The 23,395-nt window shown below is 49.5% G+C and carries 13 protein-coding genes and 1 tRNA gene; 4 read left to right on the top strand and 10 right to left on the bottom strand.

The genetic code is table 11. The annotated features are described in order from the left end of the window. Positions 1–26: 26 nt before the first annotated feature. Positions 27–99, top strand: a tRNA-Phe gene (locus HZ996_05020). Positions 100–137: 38 nt separating this feature from the next. Here the strand turns inward: HZ996_05020 and HZ996_05015 are convergent. Further along, on the bottom strand, positions 138–2,051 hold the full coding sequence (locus HZ996_05015; protein QTN38534.1) for a choice-of-anchor L domain-containing protein: 1,914 nt from the start codon (positions 2,049–2,051) through the stop codon (positions 138–140). A 2-nt stretch (positions 2,052–2,053) separates the two neighbouring features. Further along, a complete protein-coding gene (locus HZ996_05010; protein ID QTN38533.1) occupies positions 2,054–4,195 on the bottom strand; it encodes a choice-of-anchor L domain-containing protein in 2,142 nt (713 codons plus the stop codon). A gap of 105 nt (positions 4,196–4,300) precedes the next feature. Between HZ996_05010 and HZ996_05005 the strand changes: the two genes are divergently transcribed. After that, entirely contained in the window at positions 4,301–5,689 is a 1,389-nt protein-coding gene (locus HZ996_05005; protein ID QTN38532.1) for a dipeptidase, read from the top strand. Here HZ996_05005 and HZ996_05000 read toward each other — a convergent pair. From HZ996_05000 to HZ996_04985, 4 genes are all read right to left on the bottom strand, one after another. Next, on the bottom strand, positions 5,686–7,686 hold the full coding sequence (locus tag HZ996_05000) for a thioredoxin domain-containing protein (protein ID QTN38531.1): 2,001 nt from the start codon (positions 7,684–7,686) through the stop codon (positions 5,686–5,688). The two genes, HZ996_05005 and HZ996_05000, sit on opposite strands and share 4 nt — an antisense overlap. Positions 7,687–7,791: 105 nt before the next feature. Next, positions 7,792–8,466, bottom strand: a complete 675-nt coding sequence (gene tsaB / locus HZ996_04995) for a tRNA (adenosine(37)-N6)-threonylcarbamoyltransferase complex dimerization subunit type 1 TsaB (protein ID QTN38530.1) — start codon at positions 8,464–8,466, stop codon at positions 7,792–7,794. Then, positions 8,466–9,701 (bottom strand): efflux RND transporter periplasmic adaptor subunit, encoded by a 1,236-nt coding sequence (locus HZ996_04990; protein QTN38529.1) that lies wholly within the window; start codon positions 9,699–9,701, stop codon positions 8,466–8,468. The genes tsaB and HZ996_04990 overlap by 1 nt, the downstream gene beginning before the upstream one ends. A 3-nt stretch (positions 9,702–9,704) precedes the next feature. After that, positions 9,705–11,060 (bottom strand): TolC family protein, encoded by a 1,356-nt coding sequence (locus HZ996_04985; protein QTN38528.1) that lies wholly within the window; start codon positions 11,058–11,060, stop codon positions 9,705–9,707. Positions 11,061–11,220: 160 nt separating this feature from the next. On the opposite strand from HZ996_04985, the gene HZ996_04980 reads away from it, so the two are divergent. Both HZ996_04980 and HZ996_04975 read left to right on the top strand, forming a co-directional pair. Next, on the top strand, positions 11,221–11,463 hold the full coding sequence (locus HZ996_04980; protein ID QTN38527.1) for a hypothetical protein: 243 nt from the start codon (positions 11,221–11,223) through the stop codon (positions 11,461–11,463). 118 nt (positions 11,464–11,581) lie between these two features. After that, positions 11,582–11,761, top strand: coding sequence for a hypothetical protein (locus tag HZ996_04975; protein QTN38526.1), 180 nt, complete (start codon positions 11,582–11,584; stop codon positions 11,759–11,761). Between the two features lie 194 nt (positions 11,762–11,955). On the opposite strand, the gene HZ996_04970 is transcribed toward HZ996_04975, so the two are convergent. From HZ996_04970 to HZ996_04955, 4 genes are read right to left on the bottom strand one after another with little or no spacing between them, the layout of a single operon-like run. Further along, positions 11,956–13,620: a T9SS type A sorting domain-containing protein gene (locus HZ996_04970; protein ID QTN38525.1), complete on the bottom strand. Its 1,665-nt coding sequence runs from the start codon at positions 13,618–13,620 to the stop codon at positions 11,956–11,958. After that, complete coding sequence (locus HZ996_04965) at positions 13,562–14,218, bottom strand: hypothetical protein (GenBank protein ID QTN38524.1); 657 nt, start codon at positions 14,216–14,218, stop codon at positions 13,562–13,564. Before HZ996_04965 ends, HZ996_04970 begins: the two co-directional genes overlap by 59 nt. Further along, complete coding sequence (locus tag HZ996_04960; GenBank protein QTN38523.1) at positions 14,215–14,670, bottom strand: hypothetical protein; 456 nt, start codon at positions 14,668–14,670, stop codon at positions 14,215–14,217. Before HZ996_04960 ends, HZ996_04965 begins: the two co-directional genes overlap by 4 nt. Next, positions 14,627–23,131, bottom strand: coding sequence for an HYR domain-containing protein (locus HZ996_04955; protein ID QTN38522.1), 8,505 nt, complete (start codon positions 23,129–23,131; stop codon positions 14,627–14,629). The genes HZ996_04960 and HZ996_04955 overlap by 44 nt, the downstream gene beginning before the upstream one ends. Between the last annotated feature and the right edge of the window lie 264 nt (positions 23,132–23,395).

Here is a 23,395-nt window from a genome sequence, read left to right as displayed (position 1 = left end):
GAATTACATTTGCGCCCTTCTACGCTGGTACCATAGCTCAGTTGGTAGAGCAAAGGACTGAAAATCCTTGTGTCCCTGGTTCGAATCCAGGTGGTACCACAAAAAAGCCGCATCCATTTCAGATGCGGCTTTTTTTATTAGTTCCGGAACAGTGTCAGACTTCCCGTTCTTTCTTCTTCTCCTGGCGGGCGAATGATGTAGTAATACGTCCCTTCTGGACAATCCGCTCCGGTGTTGTTCACTTTACCGTTCCAACATCCCGAATCACCGTTGTTCACACACTGACCACCGTAGTTCGTGCTTTCAAAAACCTTCTGTCCCCAACGATTCATGATGTACACCTCTGTATTCGGGAACTTATCCAAGTTCTCAATCCAGAAATAATCATTATTCCCATCATTATTAGGCGTGAATACATTGGGCACCTCAAACTCGCAAATCTCGGTTACAAGTGTCACCTCAACAGAATCACTAGAACCACATTCGTCAAAGGCCAAGGCCATGTAGGTCTCTGTTCCTTCCTCTGGTTCAAGTACCAAGGTCGTGCTGTCGGTCACGAGATCTCCGTTCATATCGTACCACCCAAAGGTAACGGCGCCACCTCCTCCGGTGACCAATGCGTTCAAGGCCTGGACATCACCCAAACACAGATCGTAATCCGTTACGCCCACTTCAACATCGACAGGATCGACGTCAGAGAGTAAGGTTATTTGAATGGAGTCTTGTATCGTGAGACCTATACAAGCATCGGTCATGGTGACGTAATACGTTGTGCTGGTTTGGGGCGTATCGAAAAGATCGAAACCCGTGGACGTTTGACCATTGTACGTCCAATCAAAGCTGATAGGCGCCACTCCTCCCGAAGGCTGTAAATAGAGGTAAAGATCTTCTGGACCACACAAGACCTGATCCGGACTCTTAAAATCGAGCTTCAAGGAGTCAATATCCCTCAACAAGAGATTAATCTTCACCGGTTGGAATCCGGCGCAAGCATCTTGGAAGGGGAATTCTATAATGACACTTTCGTTCGGCTCATCAATTCCATCCCAAAGTCCAGTCACCGTAAATTGGATGCTATCGGAACCCGCGGGAATCAAAAGCACATTTGGTGTTACAACATAGTCCACACCTGGTGTTGCAGTTCCCAGCAACTGATAAGGCACAATGGAGTCGGTAGGCGTCACACGGTTCAGTTTCACGGTAATCAAGGCGTCGCCGCAACCTTCCAAAATGGTGGTATCGTTTTCGGCGTACGCGGAAGTGGATACGGATGTCAAGGTCGCTCCATTGGAGGAGAAACTCGCCGCCTCCAAGAATACCCCAGAATCATAGGAGAAGTCTCCTGCATCTGCAATCGCAATTTTAATGTGGTAAGGCTGATTGCAGATTACCTGAGCAAGGGCCGTAAGAACCGTTGTAAAGGCGTCATACTGCACCGTAGGCCCTCCGGTATTGTCGACGTAATACTGAGAATTCACCCCAATATTTACGTTGTCAATGGTCACGGGAACCGTAGTTCCTGGAATCAGGGCGATATTCTCATCCACGTACTGCCCACCATTGGGGTTCGGACCGCTGATGAAGAAGGCAAATACATCGTTGAACGACGAGTTAACGAACTCGGGATATTCTTCAGAACCAAAGACAAAACGGAAACTCGCCGTGTCGCTTTCGGGAATAAAGTCAAACTCCAGTACCGACGCATCGTTTGTGGTGCTCGTCGTTAAGAGATCAAGCTGAGTATCACCGGGAGCATTGTTACTGGATCCGGCCGATCCGATGTTGTTGGGCCCAACCGCGTTGACGATATCTCCAGTGGTAATGACAATTCCACTGTCCAATCCAATGTTCGAGTTTACTCCATTAAAGAATCCAATGGCGGCAGGTGCTCCTATGTAGGTAATGTTCGAAGTCTGGATACCCTGACCGATCAAAACACTATCCACCAAGTACTGGGGAGAATTGTACGGAGCTGCATTGGTCACCACCAACTGGGCCGAGGACCAATGAAAGGCCACAACGGACAAAAGGAGTAGAAAAAATCTCTTCATAATCATCTAATTAATTGCAGATATCCCGAGTACTCTGGTACTTCGTCGGTCAACGGCAATTGCAGTTCGATCCGGTATAAATAGGTTCCTTGGGGGGCTAATTCGCCTTTAAACGTCCCGTCCCAAGGGGCATTAACGTCGTCAGTTTCGTAGATCAATTCACCCCATCTGTTCCAGACCATGAGGCGATAATCACTAAACCCTTTGCCCGTTCCCCCGAAGGTTTCGTTGTTACCGTCTCCATTGGGTGTAAAGGCATTAGGAACGTAAAAATAGAATTCTGAAATAACTTCCACCAACTGAGAGGTCGAATCCACACATCCGTTTGGACTGGAAGTCGTCAACCACACTTCAAAAAATCCGGCTTGATCATACTTGTGCGTCGGATTTTCATCTGGACTGGTCGCCCCATCCCCGAAGCTCCAATTGAAGATGGTCGCTCCTGTGGTTTGATTCGTAAAGGAAATCTGTTGATTGGTCAGTTGCGTGAAGAAGTATTGCGCCTGCGGCGCGATTTCCACCTCCACCGGAGCTGAAGCACTCACCATGTTTCCACACGCATCCACCACATCTAAACCGATGGTTTGTGATGCCGTCGGGTACCAACCAAAGGCCGTGTCTGTTGATCCCGTATTCCAGCTAATGGACAAAGGCGGTATACCTCCGGTAATCAAGGCTTCCGAATACAAGGAGTCCCCTTCACAAATGAAGGCACTGTCCAACGAAACTGCTAAGGGCGGGAAATTGGGCACAATGATTTGGAAGGTGTCTACGGCCAACTGCGTATCACAAGTGTCCCGAACCTCAACGATATAGGTAGTGGTCGCGGTCGGCGCAAAGGTTCGGACCGAGTCCACAGAACCATCGTCCCAGAGGTAATTGAAATACCCGAAGCCACCCGTTCCTTGAGCCTGAACAGTAATAGAGTCTCCTCCACACGCAATAGTGTCTGGTATGTCTACAATGCCGAGCGGAGGCTGATCAATAATGGTCAGGGTGATCGTATCTGGCGGATAGGTCGTACATCCGGTCACAATGCTGTCCGTGTAGATGATGATGGTTTCCAGGCCTTCTTGGATTCCGTCACCAAAGCTGGTGAAGGGAATCTGCAAGGTTGAACTGTCTGGCAGCATGATGATGGTGTCCGGCAGTAAATTGTAATCCACCCCGTTGATGGCCGTCCCTCCAAAATTTAAGGGGACCAGAAGTGAGTCATCAAGTCCTCCTGTTCGGACGAGTTCAATGTAGGCCGATCCACAATCCTCAATAAGTGCTGTATCCGTTAGACCTTGGGTGAAGGTGGCCAAGGTGTTGATGGTCAAGGTCGGCGAAGTAAAACTACCTGCCTCAATGAATACACCCGAGTCCAAGATTCCATCTCCACCGTCCGCGATCCCCATTCGGATCGTGTACGTTGCTCCACAGACCACATAGGCCTCTGCTTGCATGGGGATGGTAAAACCGTCGTATTGAATGGTCACCCCAGAACCCGACGCTGTGCACAAATAAGAAGGTGCACAGGTCGTATTGGCGGGATCATTACAGATGTACTGGGCCGAGAAGTTTTGGCAGTTCAGGGTATTGATGGTCACAGGAACGGACGAAGCGCCAATGTTGGCCAAGTTCCTGTTGTTGTAGGTGCCTCCGTTCGGATCTGGACCCGTGAGCAAAAAGGCAAAAACATCGTTGACCGATCCTCCAACGAATTCTGGATACTCTTCCGAACCAAAGACGTAGTTGAATCGAAGGGTGTCGCTTTGCGGAACAAAATCGAATTCGAGGATAGCCGCATCAAAAGTGGGGAATCCCGAAAAGGCAGTGAGGTCAGGATCACCAGGAAGACCGTTGGCTCCCGTTTGACCCGGACTGTTATTGGGACCGATGGCGTTCGTGATGAATCCAGAGGTGATGACGATACCCGAATCAATACCAATATTGGACCCCGTACCGTCAAAAAAGCCAATGGCGGCAGGTGCGCCCGTGTAGCTCCAGTTGGAGGTTTGAACACCTCCGCCCACGAGAACGTTCTCTACGAGGTATTGTGCCGTATTGAAGGGTGCGGCGTTGTTGACCACGAGCTGCGCCATCGCGCCGTGAGGCGCAAAACAGCATAACCCAATGACTAGGAGTAAAACTTTTTTCATGGTTCGCTAAAAAGCGTTCCTAAAAGTAACGAAATATCCGGCCCTGAGGTTGGCATAGACCCCAAGTAGTGGCTAACTTGGCGGTCACAAATCAAAAAGATCATCATGTCTCAGATCAATTCATACATCGAAGAAAATAAAGACCGCTTTCTCAACGAGCTGCTTGACCTGCTCAGAATACCCAGCATCAGCGCGGATCCCGCCTTCGCAGGAGACGTATTGAAGTGTGCAGAAGCCGTTCGCGATCGCCTCGTTGAAGCGGGTGTGGACAGCGCTGAAATTTGTGAAACGCCGGGCTACCCGATTATTTACGGAGAAAAGTTTGTCGGCGAAGGTCTTCCAACGGTCTTGGTCTATGGGCATTACGACGTTCAACCGAGCGATCCCGATGATCTTTGGGAGTCTCCAGCCTTTGAACCGGTCATCAAGAAGACGGACTTGCACCCTCAAGGAGCCATTTTCGCCCGCGGCGCTTGCGATGACAAGGGTCAGATGTACATGCAGGTGAAGGCCTTTGAAGCCCTTGTGAAAACAGGTGAATTGCCCTGCAACGTCAAATTCATGATTGAAGGCGAGGAAGAAGTGGGTTCCGAGAGCCTGGAAGGGTTTGTTAAAGAGAACCGAGAAAAATTGGCTTGCGATATTATTTTGATCAGTGACACCGGTATGTTGGCCAACGATACGCCGAGCATTACTACCGGGCTTCGCGGTTTGAGCTACGTAGAGGTCGAGGTCACGGGACCCAATCGCGATTTGCACTCGGGTTTGTACGGAGGGGCGGTCGCCAACCCGATCAACATTTTGTCGCAGATGATCGCCTCCTTGCAGGACGAAAACAACCACATCACCATTCCTGGATTTTACGACAAAGTGATTGAGCTGAGTGCGGATGAGCGGGCCGATATGGCGCGAGCACCCTTTAACCTAGAGGACTACAAGGCCTCTTTGGACCTCAGCGATGTCCACGGAGAAGAGGGCTATGTCACCATGGAACGCAACAGCATCCGCCCGACCTTGGATGTGAACGGTATTTGGGGCGGCTATACGGGTGAGGGAGCCAAGACGGTCATCGCCAGTAAAGCCTACGCCAAGATTTCCATGCGTCTGGTTCCCGATCAAGATCCACACGAAATCACGGAGTTGTTTACCAAGCATTTCGAGAGCATCGCGCCGGGAAGTGTGAAAGTAAAAGTAACCCCACACCATGGCGGACATCCGTATGTTGCACCTACGGATACTCCGGGATACCTCGCCGCGAGCAAGGCTATGGAAGCCACCTTTGGCAAAACACCGGTACCCGTGCGCAGTGGTGGAAGTATTCCGATTGTGAGCTTGTTTGAAAAGGAATTGGGCAGCAAAAGCATCCTCTTCGGCTTCGGTCTGGACAGCGATGCCATCCACTCACCCAATGAGCACTTCGGGCTATTCAACTACTACAAGGGAATCGAAACCATTCCGTTATTCTACAAGAACTACACAGAAGCCCTGTCTTAATCGATCGCGATTGGAGGCATTTCAAAGGCCTCTGTTGGCAATTGACAAGCGCCTTCCTCGCAGAGGTATACCAAGGAGGTTCCTTCTTGGAAACGCAATTTGTGCAGAGGCAAATCTGAATCGCCTGTGGCGCCCGTCGTCAAGGCGTTGGGCAGGTAATTCTGATCCAGTTGTTTACGAAGCTCTTGGGCCTGCGGCCCGATAAGCACCACTTCGTAATATGGACCCAGCTCGTTCAGATACAGCGACAACCAATTGCTGTAGCCCTCGGCATATCGCCCCATTTGAGGCTCCACGGCTCGAAGCATGGTCCGCGCGGTATCGCGATAAGCCTTGCGTTCGAAATGGAAACTCAAGCGATACAGCTGATGAGCTATGACCGAATTCGACGCCGGAATGACGTTGTCTGCCGTCTCCATAGACCGAGCGACCAGCTCTTCGCCGCTGTTTGAAGTGTAGAAGAACATGCCGCGTTCATCCGAGTAGAAATGGTCGAAACAATAGAGCGTCCATTGATGTGCCTGTTGCAGATAGGCCTCGTCGAAGGTACATTCATACAGATCTAGGTATGCTTTGATCGACAGCGCATAGTCGTCCAAAAATCCATCAATGGTGCTTTTTCCTTGTTTGTAGGTGTGCCACAGCCCACCGACTTCTGTGCCTTGTTGCTTCAGGATCCAATCCGCGGTCGTGCGCGCCTGCTGGAGGTAGTCTTCGCGATCAAAGGTCCGGTAGGCCGCGACCAGCCCACTGACGGTCATGGCATTCCACGCGGTGAGGGATTTGTCGTCCAATCCGGGGCGTTCGCGCTTCTCGCGGGCCTTGAGTAGTGCGGGGAGTACATCGCGCCGTAGGCGCTCGTATTCCGGCTTATCCTCCGTGCGGTGAAGGATGTACTTGCCCTCCCATTTTTCACTCGGCCTGATGTGGTAGCATTCGGCAAACAGCTCCCAGTCGGCTTCGGGCACGTGCTCGCGCAATTCTTCCTCTGTCCAGACGTAGAAAGCACCCTCCTCCCCTTCGCTATCGGCATCTAAGGCGCTGTAAAAGCTACCGCTCTCGGCGTCGTACATCTCGCGCATCAGCCACTCGATGCTCTGGTGTACCGCCTCAGCGTAAAGCGGATCGGGTTGATCCCTATAGGCCTGGCTATAGAGTTCAAGGAGCTGTCCGTTGTCGTAGAGCATTTTCTCAAAATGCGGGATCTTCCATTCCACGTCTGTTGCGTATCGAGCCCATCCTCCTCCGGCTTGATCGTAGATCCCGCTCAAGACCATTTTTCGGAGGGTGCGGTGTGCGTGATCTCGGACTTCTGAATCGCCAAACTGCACACCGTAGCGTAACAGAAATTCCTGGTTCGTGGGCATGGGGAATTTAGGAGCCCGGTTGGGTCCGCCGCGCTCAGTGTCAAAGCGCTCTTTCCAGTCGGCCATGAGTTCTTGGACGGTACTGGCCTTGGGGGCCAGAGGGTCTGTTGGACGCTCAATCAATTCCATCATCTGAACCCCTTCGGTCAACCGCGCCGCGTATTCTTCCGCCTTGGCCGGATCTTGATCCCACAACGCGGCCACTTGCGTCAGGGCGTTGACCCATTGATCCTTGGGGAAGTAAGTCCCACCCCAAATCGGCCGTCCATCCGGCAACGCCACACAATTCAACGGCCACCCACCTCGCTTGGTCATGAGCTGAACAGCGTTCATATAAATCTGATCCACGTCGGGGCGCTCTTCGCGGTCGACCTTGATGCAGATGTAGTTGTCGTTCATCACCGCCGCCACGGCCGTGTCTTCAAAGCTCTCGTGCTCCATGACATGGCACCAGTGGCACGAACTGTATCCTATAGAAATGAGCAGGAGTTTATTCTCCGCCTTGGCTTTCTCCAAGGTCTCTGTGGTCCAGGGGTGCCAATCTACCGGATTGTGTGCGTGTTGCAACAAGTAGGGTGAAGATTCCTCAATGAGGGCATTGGTGAAGTCGTGTTGCTCTTTCGTGCTCATGCAGGATAGGGTTAGCGTCAGAAGAATTAAGGCCGAAAAACGCTGGAGGTTCATGACTGGAAGATACGACATGAAAGGGCTCGGAAATCGGGAGCAAACGGTCCCTTAAATCAACTTCTTGGGAATCCCGGCTACGAAATCTTTGAGGTAGAATGGCTCAAAGTAGGCCACATCCTCAAAGGTCTGTTCGGTGAAGGCCGACTCGCCCAAGGCCACCATGTCACGGGCACTGGGGAAGGTCTGGATAATATCGGGCCGTAGGCCCTGAAGCACCTCTTCTAGCTTTTCTGCACCATCTCCAACCAGCACCAGACGTCCGCTACCGGCAAAGCTACTCTCGTCAACAACCACGGCTTCTATTGGCCCTTGGGCTTCTTTTTTGGCATTAAAGGACTGGGCGTAGACTTCCATGCGCCGCGCGTCAATGACCGTGACGATTCGGTCATCACCTTCCGCTTGGACATCAGGATGATGCGCCAGGACTTCATTGGTCGTTACCGAAATAAGGGGCAATTGAGCCGCGTAGCACAGCCCTTTGGCAGCAGATACGCCAATACGGAGCCCCGTATAGCTTCCCGGGCCTTTGCTCACGCAAACAGCATCCAGATCCGATACCTGGAGCTTATTGCGTTCTAGAATTCGTTCGATAAAGGGGTGCAAATTCTCCGCGTGACTATAGCCTTCCGTGGCTTGCTCTTCAAGGTCGAGCAATGCTCCGTTGTCCCCGAGGGCCACGGAGCAGTTACGCGTGGCGGTCTCCAAATGGAGCAGCAGGCCCATTACTTTTCGACGTCGTCGTTGTTCAGCAAGTCCTGTGAAACGGTACGATATGGCCCTATAATCACCTCTGAGCTATCACTCACGCCGCTGGTCACCTCGATGTAGGTATCATCCTGCACTCCGGTTTCCACGGACTGAACCATAGCCTTTCCGTCCACGTACAAGAAAATCACTTCAAAGCGCTCGTCACTTTCGTTGAATCGGTTGCTGATTCGGGTCGCTTCGCTGGAGGTATCGGCCCGTGTCGTCACCGCTTGAATCGGAACGGTCAAGATGTCCTCAGCTACTTCCGTAATGATGTCCACTGTAGCGGTCATCCCAGGACGAAATGGGCTCTTCCCATTCTTTTCCAAGTGAGCATAGCTATCTCTCAAAATCCGAATCTTCACTTCGAAGTTGGTCACCTGATCCGCACTCAATCCTTGAAGGTCGGCAGAGCTGGCAATTTCCGTGACTACTCCTTTGAATTCCTGATCCAAATAAGCATCGACTTCTACGTCTACGGAATCACCGAGATCAACGCGAACGATATCCGTCTCGTTCACATTCACTACAACCTCCATATTGTTCAAGTTGGCAATGCGCATCAACTCGGTTCCCTGCATTTGGTTGGTCCCCACAACGCGCTCCCCAAGTTCAACGTACAGTGCGGAAATGGTTCCAGAGTCCGGTGCATAAATCGTAGTTCGACCCAGGTTGTCTCGGGCCTCCTTAACCGATGCTTCGCCATTTTTAACCATGGCTTCGGCCGATTCGACATTCAGCTTGGCCACTTCATAGGCGCGGACAATCTGGTCCCAATTCGCCGTAGAAATAACCCCTTGATCGTGAAGTGGCTTGTTTCGGTTGTAGTTATTCTCTGCTTCAACCAATTGAGCTTTGGCCGAACTCAAGTTCGCCTTGCTCTGATTCAACGAAGCCTCGGAACGATCAACGGCCGCCTCGATCAAGTCAGGATTTATTTGCACCAGAAGGGCTCCTTTACTGACCTGCTGTCCTTCAACAACAGGTAAAGCCACAATTTCCCCAGAAACTTCCGGAGCTAGTTTGACTTCCTTCTCGGGCTGAATCTTTCCACTGGCACTGACCGTCTCGATAATCGTTCGACGCACAGCGTAGTCAGTTTCTACCGACGTTGCGTTGGAGCCTCCGAACCAGCCTTGTTTTTTGCCGATGACGCCGAAGATCAATAGGACGACGACGGCGATGATGATGTAGCGAACCGTTTTGCTCATGGTTTAGCGCAATTGCATTGTTCCGTAATAGAAATCTAGTACTCGGTACTTAAAAATGTAATCGTATTTCGCTCTCAACAAAGAGCTTTCCGACTGGGTAAGGTTGTTTTTGGCCACGTTGTAGTCCACGACATTCACCACACCAACGTTGTAGCGTTCTTCTGTGTACTTGAAGGCCTCGCGATTGCTTTTCACCGCACGTTCCGAAGCGTTATACGCCTCCAAAGCGGCCACCGCGTCGGCATGCGACTGCTGAATGCGCTGGAGCAATTGGTTTTTGACGGTCTCACGACTATTCACCGCACGCAAGTAGTTCAAATGAGAGCGATTTACATTGGTCTTGTTTTGACGTCGATTCAGAATGGGAATATTCAAGTTCACCCCTACTCCAGCATTCCAGTTTTCACTCAACTGATCGCCATAGGTATTCGGCTCTCCAGTAAAGGGATCAGTCCTCAATCGGTTCGTCCAAAACGTTGAAAAGTTTCCCGACAAGGAAATGGAAGGAACATACCCGGATTGAGCAATCTTCTCATCGAGCTGTGCGCTTTCCACACGCGCTTCTGCTGCCGGAAGATCTGGCTGCGTATTCAAAGCGGTCTGATAGATTTCGTAGGCCGTGAAGTTCAACAAAACCGGATCCGGCATCACCACTTCAGGGGTCTCAATGTCAAAGCCGGTGTAGTCATCCAACTGTAGGCGCTGAGCCAGCTGAAGCAAGGTCAGATTAACGTTGTTTCGTGCGACGACTACATTCTGGAGTTCCTGAGCCAACTGGGCCTCAATTTCAAACAACTCACCTTGAGGGCTTGAACCCGCATCCACCAACTTAGAGGTACGATCCACCTGCTGTTGGGTAATAGCGGCCTGCTCTTCGGCAACCCTCAGCTGCTCTTTTCCCAGGAGCACATTTACGTAGTCCAGTGCAACCGCTAAAGCCAAGTCATTCTTGGCCTTTTCCAAGTCCAATTGCGAGGCATTGTAATTGATTTCGCCCTGTTTAGTCTGATTGTGAATTTGACCACCTTGGAAAACCGGTACATTGGTACCGATGAAATAGCTGTTCTGCCCTGTAAATTCCGTGGTGTTGATGTTGGTCACCGGGTTCGTGTTCAAACCCCAACCTCCATTGTAACTCACACCGGCATTCAAGTTGGGATACCAGGCTTGCTTGTTTTGTAGATAATTTTCTTGGTCAATAGCCGTCTGGATGGTTTGCGAACGGACCGTCAAGTTATTGTCGATCGCGTATGCAACGCACTGTTCCAGCGACCATACCGAGTTTTCCGGTTCGGTCTGCGCCTGCGTTCCGAAACCGAAAGCCGCCACGGCGGCGATTAGGAGAAGTTTCGATTTCATGTGTTGTGTGTGTTTCTGCTTAAACAAATATAGATTTTTTCCCTTATGGCGCGGGATTTGTGCCTACGGCACGATGTTTCCTTTGCCCTGTTAACTCCAAATTCGACGAACCAATTTCACTCCGTTCGGGTTTTATCCTTAGAACGCGTAAATTTGTCGCATGAAACGCATCGCCCTCCTTTTGGCCATTGTACTCGTCGCCCTCCCCTTTGGAGCAGACGCGCAGTGCAGTATGTGTAAAGCCGTAGTCGAAAGCGACCTCGAAGGAGGCGGCACCACCGCGGCTGGCCTTAATTCAGGTATTCTGTACCTGATGATGTTCCCATATTTACTCATCGGGACGATGGCCTTTTTCTACTACCTCTACAAAAAACGTCTCTCCGCTCAGGAACTGGAAGACTAAATTTGGAGTTTTTCACATAAACGCCCTGATTGTGAAAAACTTAACATGCCACAAGCAACGATTTCTTAACATTAGCGTTATCTTAGTAACAGTCATGGACTAACTTAACTTTTGTGCTATGTCAATTGCAATTACACTTCCACTTTCGGAAGGATTGCATCCCGATACAGTTAAGTCGATTACCAAGAAACTGCTACTTATTTTTGAACGTCGCCCTATGCGGGCTATCATGATTGCGAAATCGTGGGGCTGGAAGAGTACCGTTCAAATATTACAGCAGCGCTGGGATCAACGATAACACTTTTCGGCTGCGGTCCAAACGAAACTTCCCCCGCCTATGCGGGGGTTTTTTTGTGCCCTAACTTATCCTTTTTCATCCCTTGGAGCCCGGGTCCGTTATAGCCCTATAACTGCTCGTTCTGCATAAACCTGAAATAAAAAAGCCCCCGGACTTTCATCCAGGGGCCTTCTCCTCTCACATTCGGTAAAGAATTACCGCTGTATGATCCAGCGATGAGCTTTGATCTCTTCGCCTGATTGTAGGACAACTTGGTACATACCTGTCGCCAGTTGCTGTCCATTAATCTCAAAGTAGTGACGAGCTACAGGATTCAAGAATCCGCGGTGTACTTCCATGACGCGCACGCCTTGCATATTGTACACCTCAATGACCACTTCACGTCCTTCTGTCATCTCTACTGTAAAGTTACTTACACCTGAAGAAGGGTTAGGATACAAGTTCGTTTCGAACATCTCCTGCTCTCCTTCTTCTGTGAACTCAATAGCTGGGGTTCCTTCTTTCGAAGCCACAACAGTAGGACAAGAATTATCACAATTCGTATCCCAGTTCCAAATAGTGTGCTTATAGCCTTTGACCTTGCGGGCAATGAAGAACCCTGTCATTGTCGTAGGATTACTTGCCTTACTTCTCACTTTAAGATCCTCTTTACTGTAGATACTTCCATTAAACGTTACACCACGGTCTATTTCAACCTTATCCTCTGTAAAGACAACCACCTTATATCCATCAGGGTTGAACGTAACATTCTTCTCTACCTCGAATTCCTCGACACGCAAGTAGGTGCAACTGGCGAACTTCACTGTTGCTCCATCTTCAATTTCGAGCTCGTCGATAGACACGTCAGACTGGGTAAAGATGACTGTGGCGTTATCCTCCACCTCTATTTCATCATATTTAGTACCATTCAATGTGACCGTAGTACCTGGGTGCACGGTAACATCACTTCCTCCGCAATTGGCATATAAGAATGTAGGGAGTGTAACATTCGGTTGGCCAATAATCTGATTCGATACTGTGGCATTTTGATGTACTTGAATGACGTCGGCCATGACAAATGTATTCGGTCCTGCTACCGTTGTGTTCTTATAAATCTTGGCTTTTCTGTTATTCCCCAAGACTCCAACACCTCCGTTCACAACCAAATTGTTATCATGCAGCTTAACTTCTTTATTTGCTAAGATTGTATATGAAGAAAGCAGGTCTTCACCAGTATAGGTTACTGGGATGCTTGCTACACTAGTACAACCGAACTGGTTTGTTACCGTGACTGAATATGTTCCTGATGCGAATACCTCAGTCACATCAGAAGTCCCTCCGTTCGACCAAGCATAGGCTACAGCAGTTGGTGCGTCAGCAGTCAATACAATAGCTCCTCCTTGGCAGTATTCTCCAAGTTCGCTCTGTGCAACGCTCACACTTGGAAGTGGATGAACAGTAACATCAAAACTCATCGAAACCGAATTCCCTGAAGGATCTACTGCGGTATACTCTACCGTTGTTACTCCTAATGGGAATACCGACCCATTTGTATACGGCATTCCTTGAGTCTGAGTGGTTGTAGCACTACAGTTATCTGTTCCAACAGGAACAGGATAGTTCACAACGTCACCATCACACACAAAGATATCCGCCGGCACGGTCAATGATGGAGCGATATTGTCCTCCACCGTAACCGTGGACGTGCAGGTACTCACATTGCCATTATTATCCGTCACAGTAAGAGTCACTGTATTCGGTCCAACATTTGCACAGCCGAAGCTTGAGTTGTCGATCGCAATGCTCGCAACACCACAGGCGTCACTTGAGCCATTGTCGACGTCTTGAGCCGTGATGCTCGCTGCTCCACCCGCATCCAACTGGATGGTCAGTCTTGGCGCTCGCTACCGGCGCTACGTTGTCTTCAACCGTTACCGTAGAGGTACAGGTGCTCACGTTGCCGTTCACATCCGTTACCGTCAAGGTCACCGTGTTCATTCCAACATTTGCACAGCCGAAGCTTGAGTTGTCGATCGCAATACTCGCAACACCACAGGCGTCACTCGATCCGTTATCCACATCTTGAGCCGTGATGCTCGCTGCTCCATTCGCATCCAACTGGATGGTCAAGTCTTGGCAGCTCGCTACTGGCGCTACGTTGTCTTCTACCGTTACCGTAGAGGTACAGGTGCTCACGTTGCCGTTCACATCCGTTACCGTCAAGGTCACCGTGTTCATTCCAACATTTGCACAGCCGAAGCTTGAGTTGTCGATCGCAATGCTCGCAACACCACAGGCGTCACTTGAGCCATTGTCGACGTCTTGAGCCGTGATGCTCGCTGCTCCACCCGCATCCAACTGGATGGTCAAGTCTTGGCAACTCGCTACTGGCGCTACGTTGTCTTCTACCGTTACCGTAGAGGTACAGGTGCTCACGTTGCCGTTCACATCCGTTACCGTCAAGGTCACCGTGTTCATTCCAACATTTGCACAGCCGAAGCTTGAGTTGTCGATCGCAATGCTCGCAACACCACAGGCGTCGCTTGAGCCATTGTCGACGTCTTGAGCCGCGTGATGCTCGCTGCTCCACCCGCATCCAACTGGATGGTCAAGTCTTGGCAGCTCGCTACCGGCGCTACGTTGTCTTCAACCGTTACCGTAGAGGTACAGGTGCTCACGTTGCCGTTCACATCCGTTACCGTCAAGGTCACCGTGTTCATTCCAACATTTGCACAGCCGAAGCTTGAGTTGTCGATCGCAATGCTCGCAACACCACAGGCGTCACTTGAGCCATTGTCGACGTCTTGAGCCGTGATGCTCGCTGCTCCACCCGCATCCAACTGGATGGTCAAGTCTTGGCAGCTCGCTACCGGCGCTACGTTGTCTTCAACCGTTACCGTAGAGGTACAGGTGCTCACGTTGCCGTTCATCCGTTACCGTCAAGGTCACCGTGTTCATTCCAACATTTGCACAGCCGAAGCTTGAGTTGTCGATCGCAATACTCGCAACACCACAGGCGTCACTCGATCCGTTATCCACATCTTGAGCCGTGATGCTCGCTGCTCCATTCGCATCCAACTGGATGGTCAAGTCTTGGCAGCTCGCTACTGGCGCTACGTTGTCTTCTACCGTTACCGTAGAGGTACAGGTGCTCACGTTGCCGTTCACATCCGTTACCGTCAAGGTCACCGTGTTCATTCCAACATTTGCACAGCCGAAGCTTGAGTTGTCGATCGCAATGCTCGCAACACCACAGGCGTCACTTGAGCCATTGTCGACGTCTTGAGCCGTGATGCTCGCTGCTCCACCCGCATCCAACTGGATGGTCAAGTCTTGGCAGCTCGCTACTGGCGCTACGTTGTCTTCTACCGTTACCGTAGAGGTACAGGTGCTCACGTTGCCGCTACCATCAGTTACAGTTAGGACAACCGTATTAGCACCGATATGACTGCAATCGAAGGCGTTTTGATCAATGCTTAAGCTAGCAATGGAGCAGTTATCCGTGCTTCCACCATCAACATCGCCGGCTGTAATGCTGGCCGCACCGTTAGCATCGAGCTGAACCACGATGTCTTGGCATACAGCAATTGGTGGGGTCTGGTCCACTACAACAACGTCGAAAGAAATTGTTGAGGAGTTCCCATTTGCGTCATTTGCCGTAGCTGTTACCGTGGTTGTTCCTAGAGGATAAGTCTGTCCCGAGAAGTGACTCTGAGAAAGAGTTACCCCTGGACAGTTATCGCTCGGCACCAACGGAGCCCAGAATGCTTGGGCATCGCACGAGTTGGCATCCGTAGGTACGGTAATGGTGCCTGGATTACCGGTAATTAGAGGAGCCTGATCGTCGATCACCGTTACGTTGAACGTACAGGACACTCCATTGCCACCTGCGTCCGAGACAAGTATCGTTACTGGCGTAGTTCCTACTGGGAACAATCCAATCGTGTTCCCTACAATCGTCGCACCTGGGGCCATACTCATCACCAAAACAGAAGTTGGGCAATTGTCTGAAATCGTCGGTAAAGTCCAACCTACTAAGCCCGAGCAGTCACCAGTCACGGCACTAACCGTAATGTCTGCAGGACAGTTGGTCAAAACAGGGGCAATATTGTCTTCGACGGTCACAGTAGCTGTGCACGTACTGACATTTCCATTGTTATCCACTACCGATAGGGTCACTGTATTGGCGCCCAAGTCATCGCAATCAAAGCTTGTGTTGTCAACTGAAAGGCTTGCGATTCCGCATGCGTCTGAACTTCCTCCGTCAACATCTGTGGCAGTAATACTCGCCGAACCACTCGCGTCTAAGGAAATGGTTATGTCCTGGCAAATCGCGACCGGTGCTACATTGTCTTCAACTGTTACCGTTGCAGAACATGTACTGACATTTCCGTTCACATCGGTAACCGTTAAGGTCACTGTATTGGCTCCGATATTCGAGCAATCAAAACTGCTTGGGGAAACCGAAACAGCAGCAACGCCACAGTTGTCAGTGCTTCCACCATCAACATCACCCCCGGATATGGTAGCTTGTCCACTGGCATCCAACTGAATGGTGACGTCCTGGCAAATAGCAATAGGTGTTAAGTCATCGACTACCGTTACAGTAACACTAGTACTCGCGCTATTTCCTGTCGATCCATCCTGTGTATAAACTCGTGCAGCACCGCAGCATCCGAAATTGAGTGGGTTCATAACGAAGTCTACATACGAGTCTCCATTTACATCGGCAGCAGTCATATTCCAAATCTGAGGCATCCCGACAAGTGCTTCCTCAACACCTGTGAAGTTTCCAGATCCGTCGTTGCTCCAAATGGTCACTCCGACATTATAATTGCGATCAAACACAACTAGGTCATCATAACCATCAGCATTGACATCAGCGATGTCATGCCAGGCTGTGTAAATCTGATTTCCAAAGGCTGAGTTCGTACCCGTAATACCCTGAACGGTAAAGTTTCCGGAACCGTCGTTGACATACAACTTAGCCGGTTGCGTGGCATCCGTACTGGCATAAACAAAGTCTATGTCTCCATCTCCATCGAAGTCAGTGAGCTTCTCAATGAATCCATATGCAGACGGACTACCTGGAATAATCGCATTCTGAGTAAATACACCCGTACCGTCATTTACGTAGAGGTTTACAACGTATCCGAAGCTTATAACGTCCTGATCACCGTCGCCATCGAAATCAGCGGCAAAAGCCCCCATTTCGAAGTACTTATTAAACGTCTGCGTACTCGGAGCTGTATAGTCAAAAGCTCCCGTTCCATCATTGAAAATGAATGCCGACAAATTCGCCGAGGTATAATAATTAGCGTGGTAAACGTCAATATCCCCGTCTCCGTCAAAATCAGCTAATGCATCTTCTCCAAAGAAGGCTACGTTAGTAGAAGGCGACATGTTGTGGTCATCATAGAATTGGAAAGTTCCATTATTGTTGAGGTAGGTCTTTCCTCCAGCGGAAATATCTAAGTCCCCATCACCATCCAAATCGGCAACTCCTCCAATGTTACCACCAAAGGAAGCATAGGTCTGTGAGGTAAACCCTCCAGATCCGTTGGCTACATGTACCTGATAGGCAGAAACCAAATCACTCAGGCCGTCTTGGTTGATGTCCACGGACAAGAAGTCTGTGCCTTGGCCAGAACCCAAAGCAGTGTATTGGGACGAAACATCTGTAAATGTTCCAGCTGGTCCGCCTGCTCCGTCTACCGCAGTTAAAGTGACCGTATTAGGTCCAACATCACCACAATCAAAGTCCGAAATATCAATGGTCAAATCGTCTATTCCACAATTATCGGAACTTCCATTATCCACATCAGCCGGCGTAATACTTGCCACACCATTAGCATCCAAGGAAATAGAGATATTCTGACCAACTACTATAGGTGCAGTATTATCGCTTACCGCTACCTGGACCACAGCCGTACTAGAATTTCCATTCGAATCCGTAACCGTGATACTTACATTAGCACCATCTAAATCTGTACAATCAAATGACGTCTTTGAAGCAGAGAAAGTGAAGGCTCCACAATTATCTGAAGTGCCGTTATCAAATTGACTCGCAGTAACGCTGGCCTGTCCTTGAGCATCAAGCGTTACAGAGAGGTTTTGGACCGATACGCTAGGTGGAGTGACATCTTGTACAGTAACTGTAGCTGTCGTCGTCGATGAATTCCCGTTGACATCCGCTACGGTTAGTGTCACCGAATTAGCGCCAATATTAGCACAGGTAAAACTACTTGGACTTACGTTAAGGCTCGCTACCCCACAATCGTCTGAAGAACCAGCGTCAACTTGAGCCGCAGTGATGCTCGCGTTTCCATTGGCATCTAACTGAATCGTCACACCTTGCGCTACCGCTACTGGAGCTACCGCGTCATTCAAATTGAAGGTGATTTGCCCGTTCGTGGAAGAATTTACAGAGCAGTCTCCTGCTTGTCCTCCGTACTCTACTACGTATCCCGCAATGGCAGAACCAATAGCATTGGGATAATCATTCCATTGACCGTTGGTCAAGAAATGAGCTACATCCTCACCAAATTGGAAGGGAGGCCCTGTGGTAAAGTCATTGGGTTCTCCAGAAGCCCAGTTGTTGTATGCTCCATTCTGAGCACCCAAACCGGCAATGTAGAAGAGATCTCCGGCCTCTGGGCCTGTTACCCATCGCCACTCCCCTTCTACTTGAGAGTCATTTGCGCCAATCCAACCCTGGGCCCCTGGCAGCTTAGAAGCTGCAAAGGCATTCTCAGCCGCACTGGTGATGGTCACCAAATATCCTTGTTGACCATTATACGTCATTTGTTCTGCCGCTGCTTTCGCCGCTGCCCAAGTGATGCTTGGAGCAGGAACGAACTCGTAGAAGTGTCCGTTTCCAGAGAATACAACGGTACCATCGTCACGCTTAACGATATAGGATGCCGTAGCAGAGTGATTGGTATTGATTCCTGGTGTATACGTCCAAGTTCCATTTCCATTATCCACGATGCTTCCGCTCGATGGGTTCCCTACAAAATCAACCTTAAGCGTTTGGTTGTATGGATCGTTGTCATTACCCAAAAGTTGAGCCTCTGTAATGGTAATGGGTCCGCAATTCGTTAAGTCAAATACATCGGCGCCAGCTACAATGGGCTGAACGTCAAGAACCGTAACAGTCACTGTTTGCTGAGTAACGTTTCCGTTGACATCTGTAACGGTCACGACTACACTGTTTCCACCGACTTCATTACAATCAAATGAAAGTTGTGAAGCAGATTCACTCGCTACGCCGCAATTATCTGCACTGCTCAGGAGAATATCCGTAAGTAAAATACTTCCGCTCCCTGTTTGATCCAATTGTACTGTGGCATTCTGAACACTCATGCTCGGAGGAGTATTATCCTGAACATTCACTGTTGCTGAACAGCTTGAGCTCTCACCGCTTGGATCTGTAACCGTCAAGGTTACCGTGTGAACGCCTACACCAAATGGCCCATTTGGAGAAACCGACATGCTTAATGCATCGCCATCTGGGTCTGAAGACCCTCCGTCAACATCTTGAGGAGTTACAAAGACTTGACAGTTCGCGTCAACACTGAGGTTTGCAGTAGCACAAACGGCTACTGGAGGCTGGTTACATACCTGATTGGCATCGCCTACCGTTACGGTTGCCACTGCCGTTGCGGTATTGCCCGCAGCGTCAGCTACCTCTAAGGTAACGGGGAAGCTCTGTCCTAAATCCGCACAGCTGAACGATGTTTGTCCACTTGTGATGTTCATACTAACCACCGCGCAGTTATCCGTGCTTCCGCCATCGACATCAGCAGCTGATACAGTAGCTGATTGATTTCCGTCTAGATTAACGGTGATGTTTTGTGCAATCGCCTGCGGCGCGATGTTGTCCTCGACCGTCACATTAGCCTGGCAAATTGTTGAATTCCCTGCAGCATCAGTAGCTGTAATAGTTACACCCGTTGAGGAAACTGGGTTAATCGGTGTCGTAAAGTACCGTGTTTCAGATCCCGAAGTATTAAAGGTTCCTCCCCAAATCAGGTCGCATGGCCCTAATGGAAGAGTCGAAGTTCCCCAAATTGGACTTGATCCGTTGACTGATATGAATAACGGTGTACCATAATTATTCCACCCGTTCAATCCCACTTGCCAATCAGTGGTGTTTGTTCCAATCGTTTGGCTTCCATTGGCAAATTCAAAAGCTCCAGACACCTGGAAGGTTCCGCCAAAGAACTCAGGTCCACCTTGGTCGTACGCTTGAACGTGTAGGTAGTACTGCTGACCTGGAGTAAGGTTGGCTGGGTTCAAGGTAAAAGCGGTTGGCCAGCTATTCCCTTGGGAAATGAGCGTCCCAGCCACATTGTCATCTGTGCTGATGTAGGCAAAAAAGCCATTATCCGCAGAAAGTGTTCCGGTCAATACTCCGGCATTCGCAGGATTTGAGACAGTCCCAGAACAATCAAAACTCGTTTGACTGATGGTTACCGTTGGTGTTGAACAGTTGTCCTGAACTACGGAAACAACATCGGTCTGCTGAAGTGTAGCTTGTCCATTTGCATCCAATTGGATTGTGGCGTCTTGACATACTAAGGTAGGACCCGCAATATCTTGTACCGTCACAGTGGATGAACAGGTCGAAACTCCGCCATTATTGTCCGAAACGGTAACAACTACGCTTGTAACTCCCAATCCGTAAGGGGGTGCTGGACTGAGTGAGTACGTCAGAGGGTCACCATCTGGATCCGTGCTGTTTCCTGCAAAATCAGCTCCTGTAGGATTCGCTTGACAATTGGCATCTGCCGGCAAGAGTAAGTCCACACAATTAGCTACAGGTGGTTGGTTACAATTAAGGTTGGCATCACCTACGGTAACGACAGCCTGCGCGGTTGATTGGTTACTATTGACATCCGTTACGAGTAAGGTCACTGGGTTTGCACCTAGATCAGAACAACTGTACTCTAGTTGAGGAACGGGGCCTCCAAAACCAAGTTCAAATGATATATCCCCCCATGAGCAGCACCCTGAGCTTATGTCATAATCCCAAATAAACTGCCCTCCTGAATAGGTGTTTGTCCAAGAGTAATGAATGTCGGTGTAGCCCTCAATGATGAAGGTGTACTGTTGACCCGCCGTGACAGCCAATGGGGTACTCAAAGTTATTTCGCTCCAAATCGTTCCTCCTGCACTATTTACGAGGTTTACTCCTGATTCTGTGTAGAGTGGAGTACCTATAGATCCAAGTGTTCCGCTTCCGTTACCGCCCGCGTAGAAGTGTACATTCCTATTGGTGTAAGCGGCATTTACCTTAATTCTAACGGAGGTCAAGAAACCCGTCGTAGTTGCTGTAAAAGACTGTCCATGGCCAACATCATTGTTATTGGTAATGGGGCTTGGGTCATGCGAGATACTTGAAATCCCTCCAGGTAGTTCAAAGCCAAGTGACGCTACGCCACAATCATCAGCAGACCCATTGTCGACCTGAGAGGCCAAGACCGTCGCAATGCCGGAAGGGTCTATTTGTACAGTAACGTTCTGAGCACTTGCCGTTGGCGGTACGTTATCATTCAAATTGAAGGTAATTTCACCATTCGTTGTTGAGTTCAGATTACAATCCCCTGGCAATCCACCATATTCAATAATGTATCCCAAGATCTGGGCACCGGCATTGTTGGGGAAATCGTTCCAAAGGCCCGAATTCCGGAAGTGCGCTACATCTTCACCCGTACTGAAGTCATTGGGCTCATTCGGCTCCCAGTTCGTGTAAGCTCCATTGACCGCTTGACCGGTATTCTGATTATAAAAGAAGGTTCCAGCCTCTGGACCTGTAACCCATCTCCACTCTCCCTCAACTTGAGAGTCATTGGCACCAATCCAAGCTTGTCCAGCTAATTTGGAAACGGCAAAAGCATTTTCAGCTGCACTAGTAATGGTTACCAAATATCCTTGTTGGCCGTTGTATGATCTTGTACCAGCATCGGCAAGGGCTTGCGACCAAGTAACTCCAGGCCAGCTAATGAATTCATAGAAGTGACCGTTATCCGCAAAGACTACTGTACCGTCATCCCTTTTTACAATGTAGGAGGCTGTCGCTGAATGATTGGTATTGCTTCCTGGAGTATAAGTCCAAGTCCCATTGTTGTTATCGACAATGGTTCCAGAACTCGGGTTTCCAACAAAGTCAATTTTTAAGTTTTGGTTGTACGGATCAGTATCGTTGGACAATAGGTCCGCCGCAGAGAACGTGAAAGGACCACAGTTCGTCAGATTGAATGAATCTGCTCCAGCATTGATAGTGTCAACATCGTTGACGGTCACCGTCACATTTTGCTGCGCTACGTTTCCATTTACATCGGTGACCGTAACCACCACGGTATTGACGCCTACATCATTGCAATCGAAATCCAGCTTATTTGCGGAAGCTGACGCAACACCGCAATTATCCGCGGTACTGACAAGGATATCCGAAAGCACAATACTCCCATCTCCATTCACATCGAGATCAACCGTTGCCGGTTGCGTCACCATGGTTGGGTTGTCCAAGTCTTGCACCGTGATGGTAGTAGAGCAGGAAGACGATTCTCCGGACTGATTGGTCACCGTAATTGTGACTAAGTGCGTTCCCAAGCCAACGACCGGAGGACTCGAAGAATAAGTTAGACCGATATTTGATCCAGTATTTGGATCATATGACCCATTTGCCACTTGAACAGCGTCCACCGTGTACTGACAATTAGCTCCTACACCGAAAATAAGACCGGAAGAACAAACAGCAACCGGACCAGGAACCGAGGTTACTCTAATATTATCAACAAAACTCCCTGAGGCATCAGACCCATTAGAAAACTGAGAAAGTCTAAACGTAACTGGCCCGGCGCTAAAAACTCCAAAATCGACTGAAGAAACTTGTGCAAAAGAAGTCGAAGTAAAGGTCGCAGTTCCGATGACCTGACCACCATCTAAGACTTCAGCAACAACCGCTTCCGAACCAGGAGGGTTGTTATTTAAAAGATGCCTGAAGCTAAAAGTATATTGTCCTGCAGATAAGAACTGGGTTCTCTCTATGGTAGCATCGGAATTACCAGCAAGATCAATTGAATTACTTCCAAAAATAAAGCCTCCAACGTCAACCGAACCGGCAGTTACAGTAAAGGAGTTGATAGATTGTCCCGCGAAATAAACACCACCGGCAAGTCCACTGAAATCCTCCAGAAAGATATTCATCGGAGGAAGCAAAGGATTAAAAGCACCGGAGGGGCCTTCATCTAAATTTGGTGATGGACCAAATTCTTTGGCTCCATACGCTACAGAGTTGTTCGCAGAAAGGGTAGTCGTGCTCAAAAAAGTAAAGAGCCCAAAAAAGACCACCAACAAACGGGTAGAAGAGTAATTTAGTTTCATAAGATGGGAGGTTAGAGGGTGTGTGTGAGAGATTTAGGTTGTAGCGGGGATTAGGAGTCCCCATTTGGGTTAAAAAAGAAATCCGGAATAGCGCAACTCTGTCCACAAACGACGCTGAGGCCGTTTGTGGTCCTTGACCGGGGCAATAGGAAACCCGTAGAATTCTTTCATCAGAGTTGTTAGGTTTAGTGAACACAAGAACTCCAAGAAGCGTGGCGGCTCCTCGAAATTCAGCTCAAATGGAAGAAGGGAATGGCAAGCGGG

The sequence above is a fragment of the Cryomorphaceae bacterium genome, from assembly GCA_017798125.1.
Taxonomy (GTDB): Bacteria; Bacteroidota; Bacteroidia; order Flavobacteriales; family ECT2AJA-044; genus ECT2AJA-044.
This window is presented reverse-complemented; position numbering and strand designations above follow the sequence as displayed.

Excerpts from the sequence above, each read along its gene's own strand:
- HZ996_04990 (QTN38529.1), bottom strand. The coding sequence starts at position 9,701 with ATGAGCAAAACGGTTCGCTACATCATCATCGCCGTCGTCGTCCTATTG.
- HZ996_04960 (QTN38523.1), bottom strand. The coding sequence starts at position 14,670 with ATGAACGGCAACGTGAGCACCTGTACCTCTACGGTAACGGTTGAAGAC.
- HZ996_05010 (QTN38533.1), bottom strand. The coding sequence starts at position 4,195 with ATGAAAAAAGTTTTACTCCTAGTCATTGGGTTATGCTGTTTTGCGCCT.
- HZ996_04980 (QTN38527.1), top strand. The coding sequence starts at position 11,221 with ATGAAACGCATCGCCCTCCTTTTGGCCATTGTACTCGTCGCCCTCCCC.
- HZ996_04955 (QTN38522.1), bottom strand. The coding sequence starts at position 23,131 with ATGAAACTAAATTACTCTTCTACCCGTTTGTTGGTGGTCTTTTTTGGG.
- HZ996_05000 (QTN38531.1), bottom strand. The coding sequence starts at position 7,686 with ATGAGCACGAAAGAGCAACACGACTTCACCAATGCCCTCATTGAGGAA.
- HZ996_04975 (QTN38526.1), top strand. The coding sequence starts at position 11,582 with ATGTCAATTGCAATTACACTTCCACTTTCGGAAGGATTGCATCCCGAT.
- HZ996_04985 (QTN38528.1), bottom strand. The coding sequence starts at position 11,060 with ATGAAATCGAAACTTCTCCTAATCGCCGCCGTGGCGGCTTTCGGTTTC.
- HZ996_05005 (QTN38532.1), top strand. The coding sequence starts at position 4,301 with ATGTCTCAGATCAATTCATACATCGAAGAAAATAAAGACCGCTTTCTC.
- tsaB (QTN38530.1), bottom strand. The coding sequence starts at position 8,466 with ATGGGCCTGCTGCTCCATTTGGAGACCGCCACGCGTAACTGCTCCGTG.
- HZ996_04965 (QTN38524.1), bottom strand. The coding sequence starts at position 14,218 with ATGAACACGGTGACCTTGACGGTAACGGATGTGAACGGCAACGTGAGC.
- HZ996_05015 (QTN38534.1), bottom strand. The coding sequence starts at position 2,051 with ATGAAGAGATTTTTTCTACTCCTTTTGTCCGTTGTGGCCTTTCATTGG.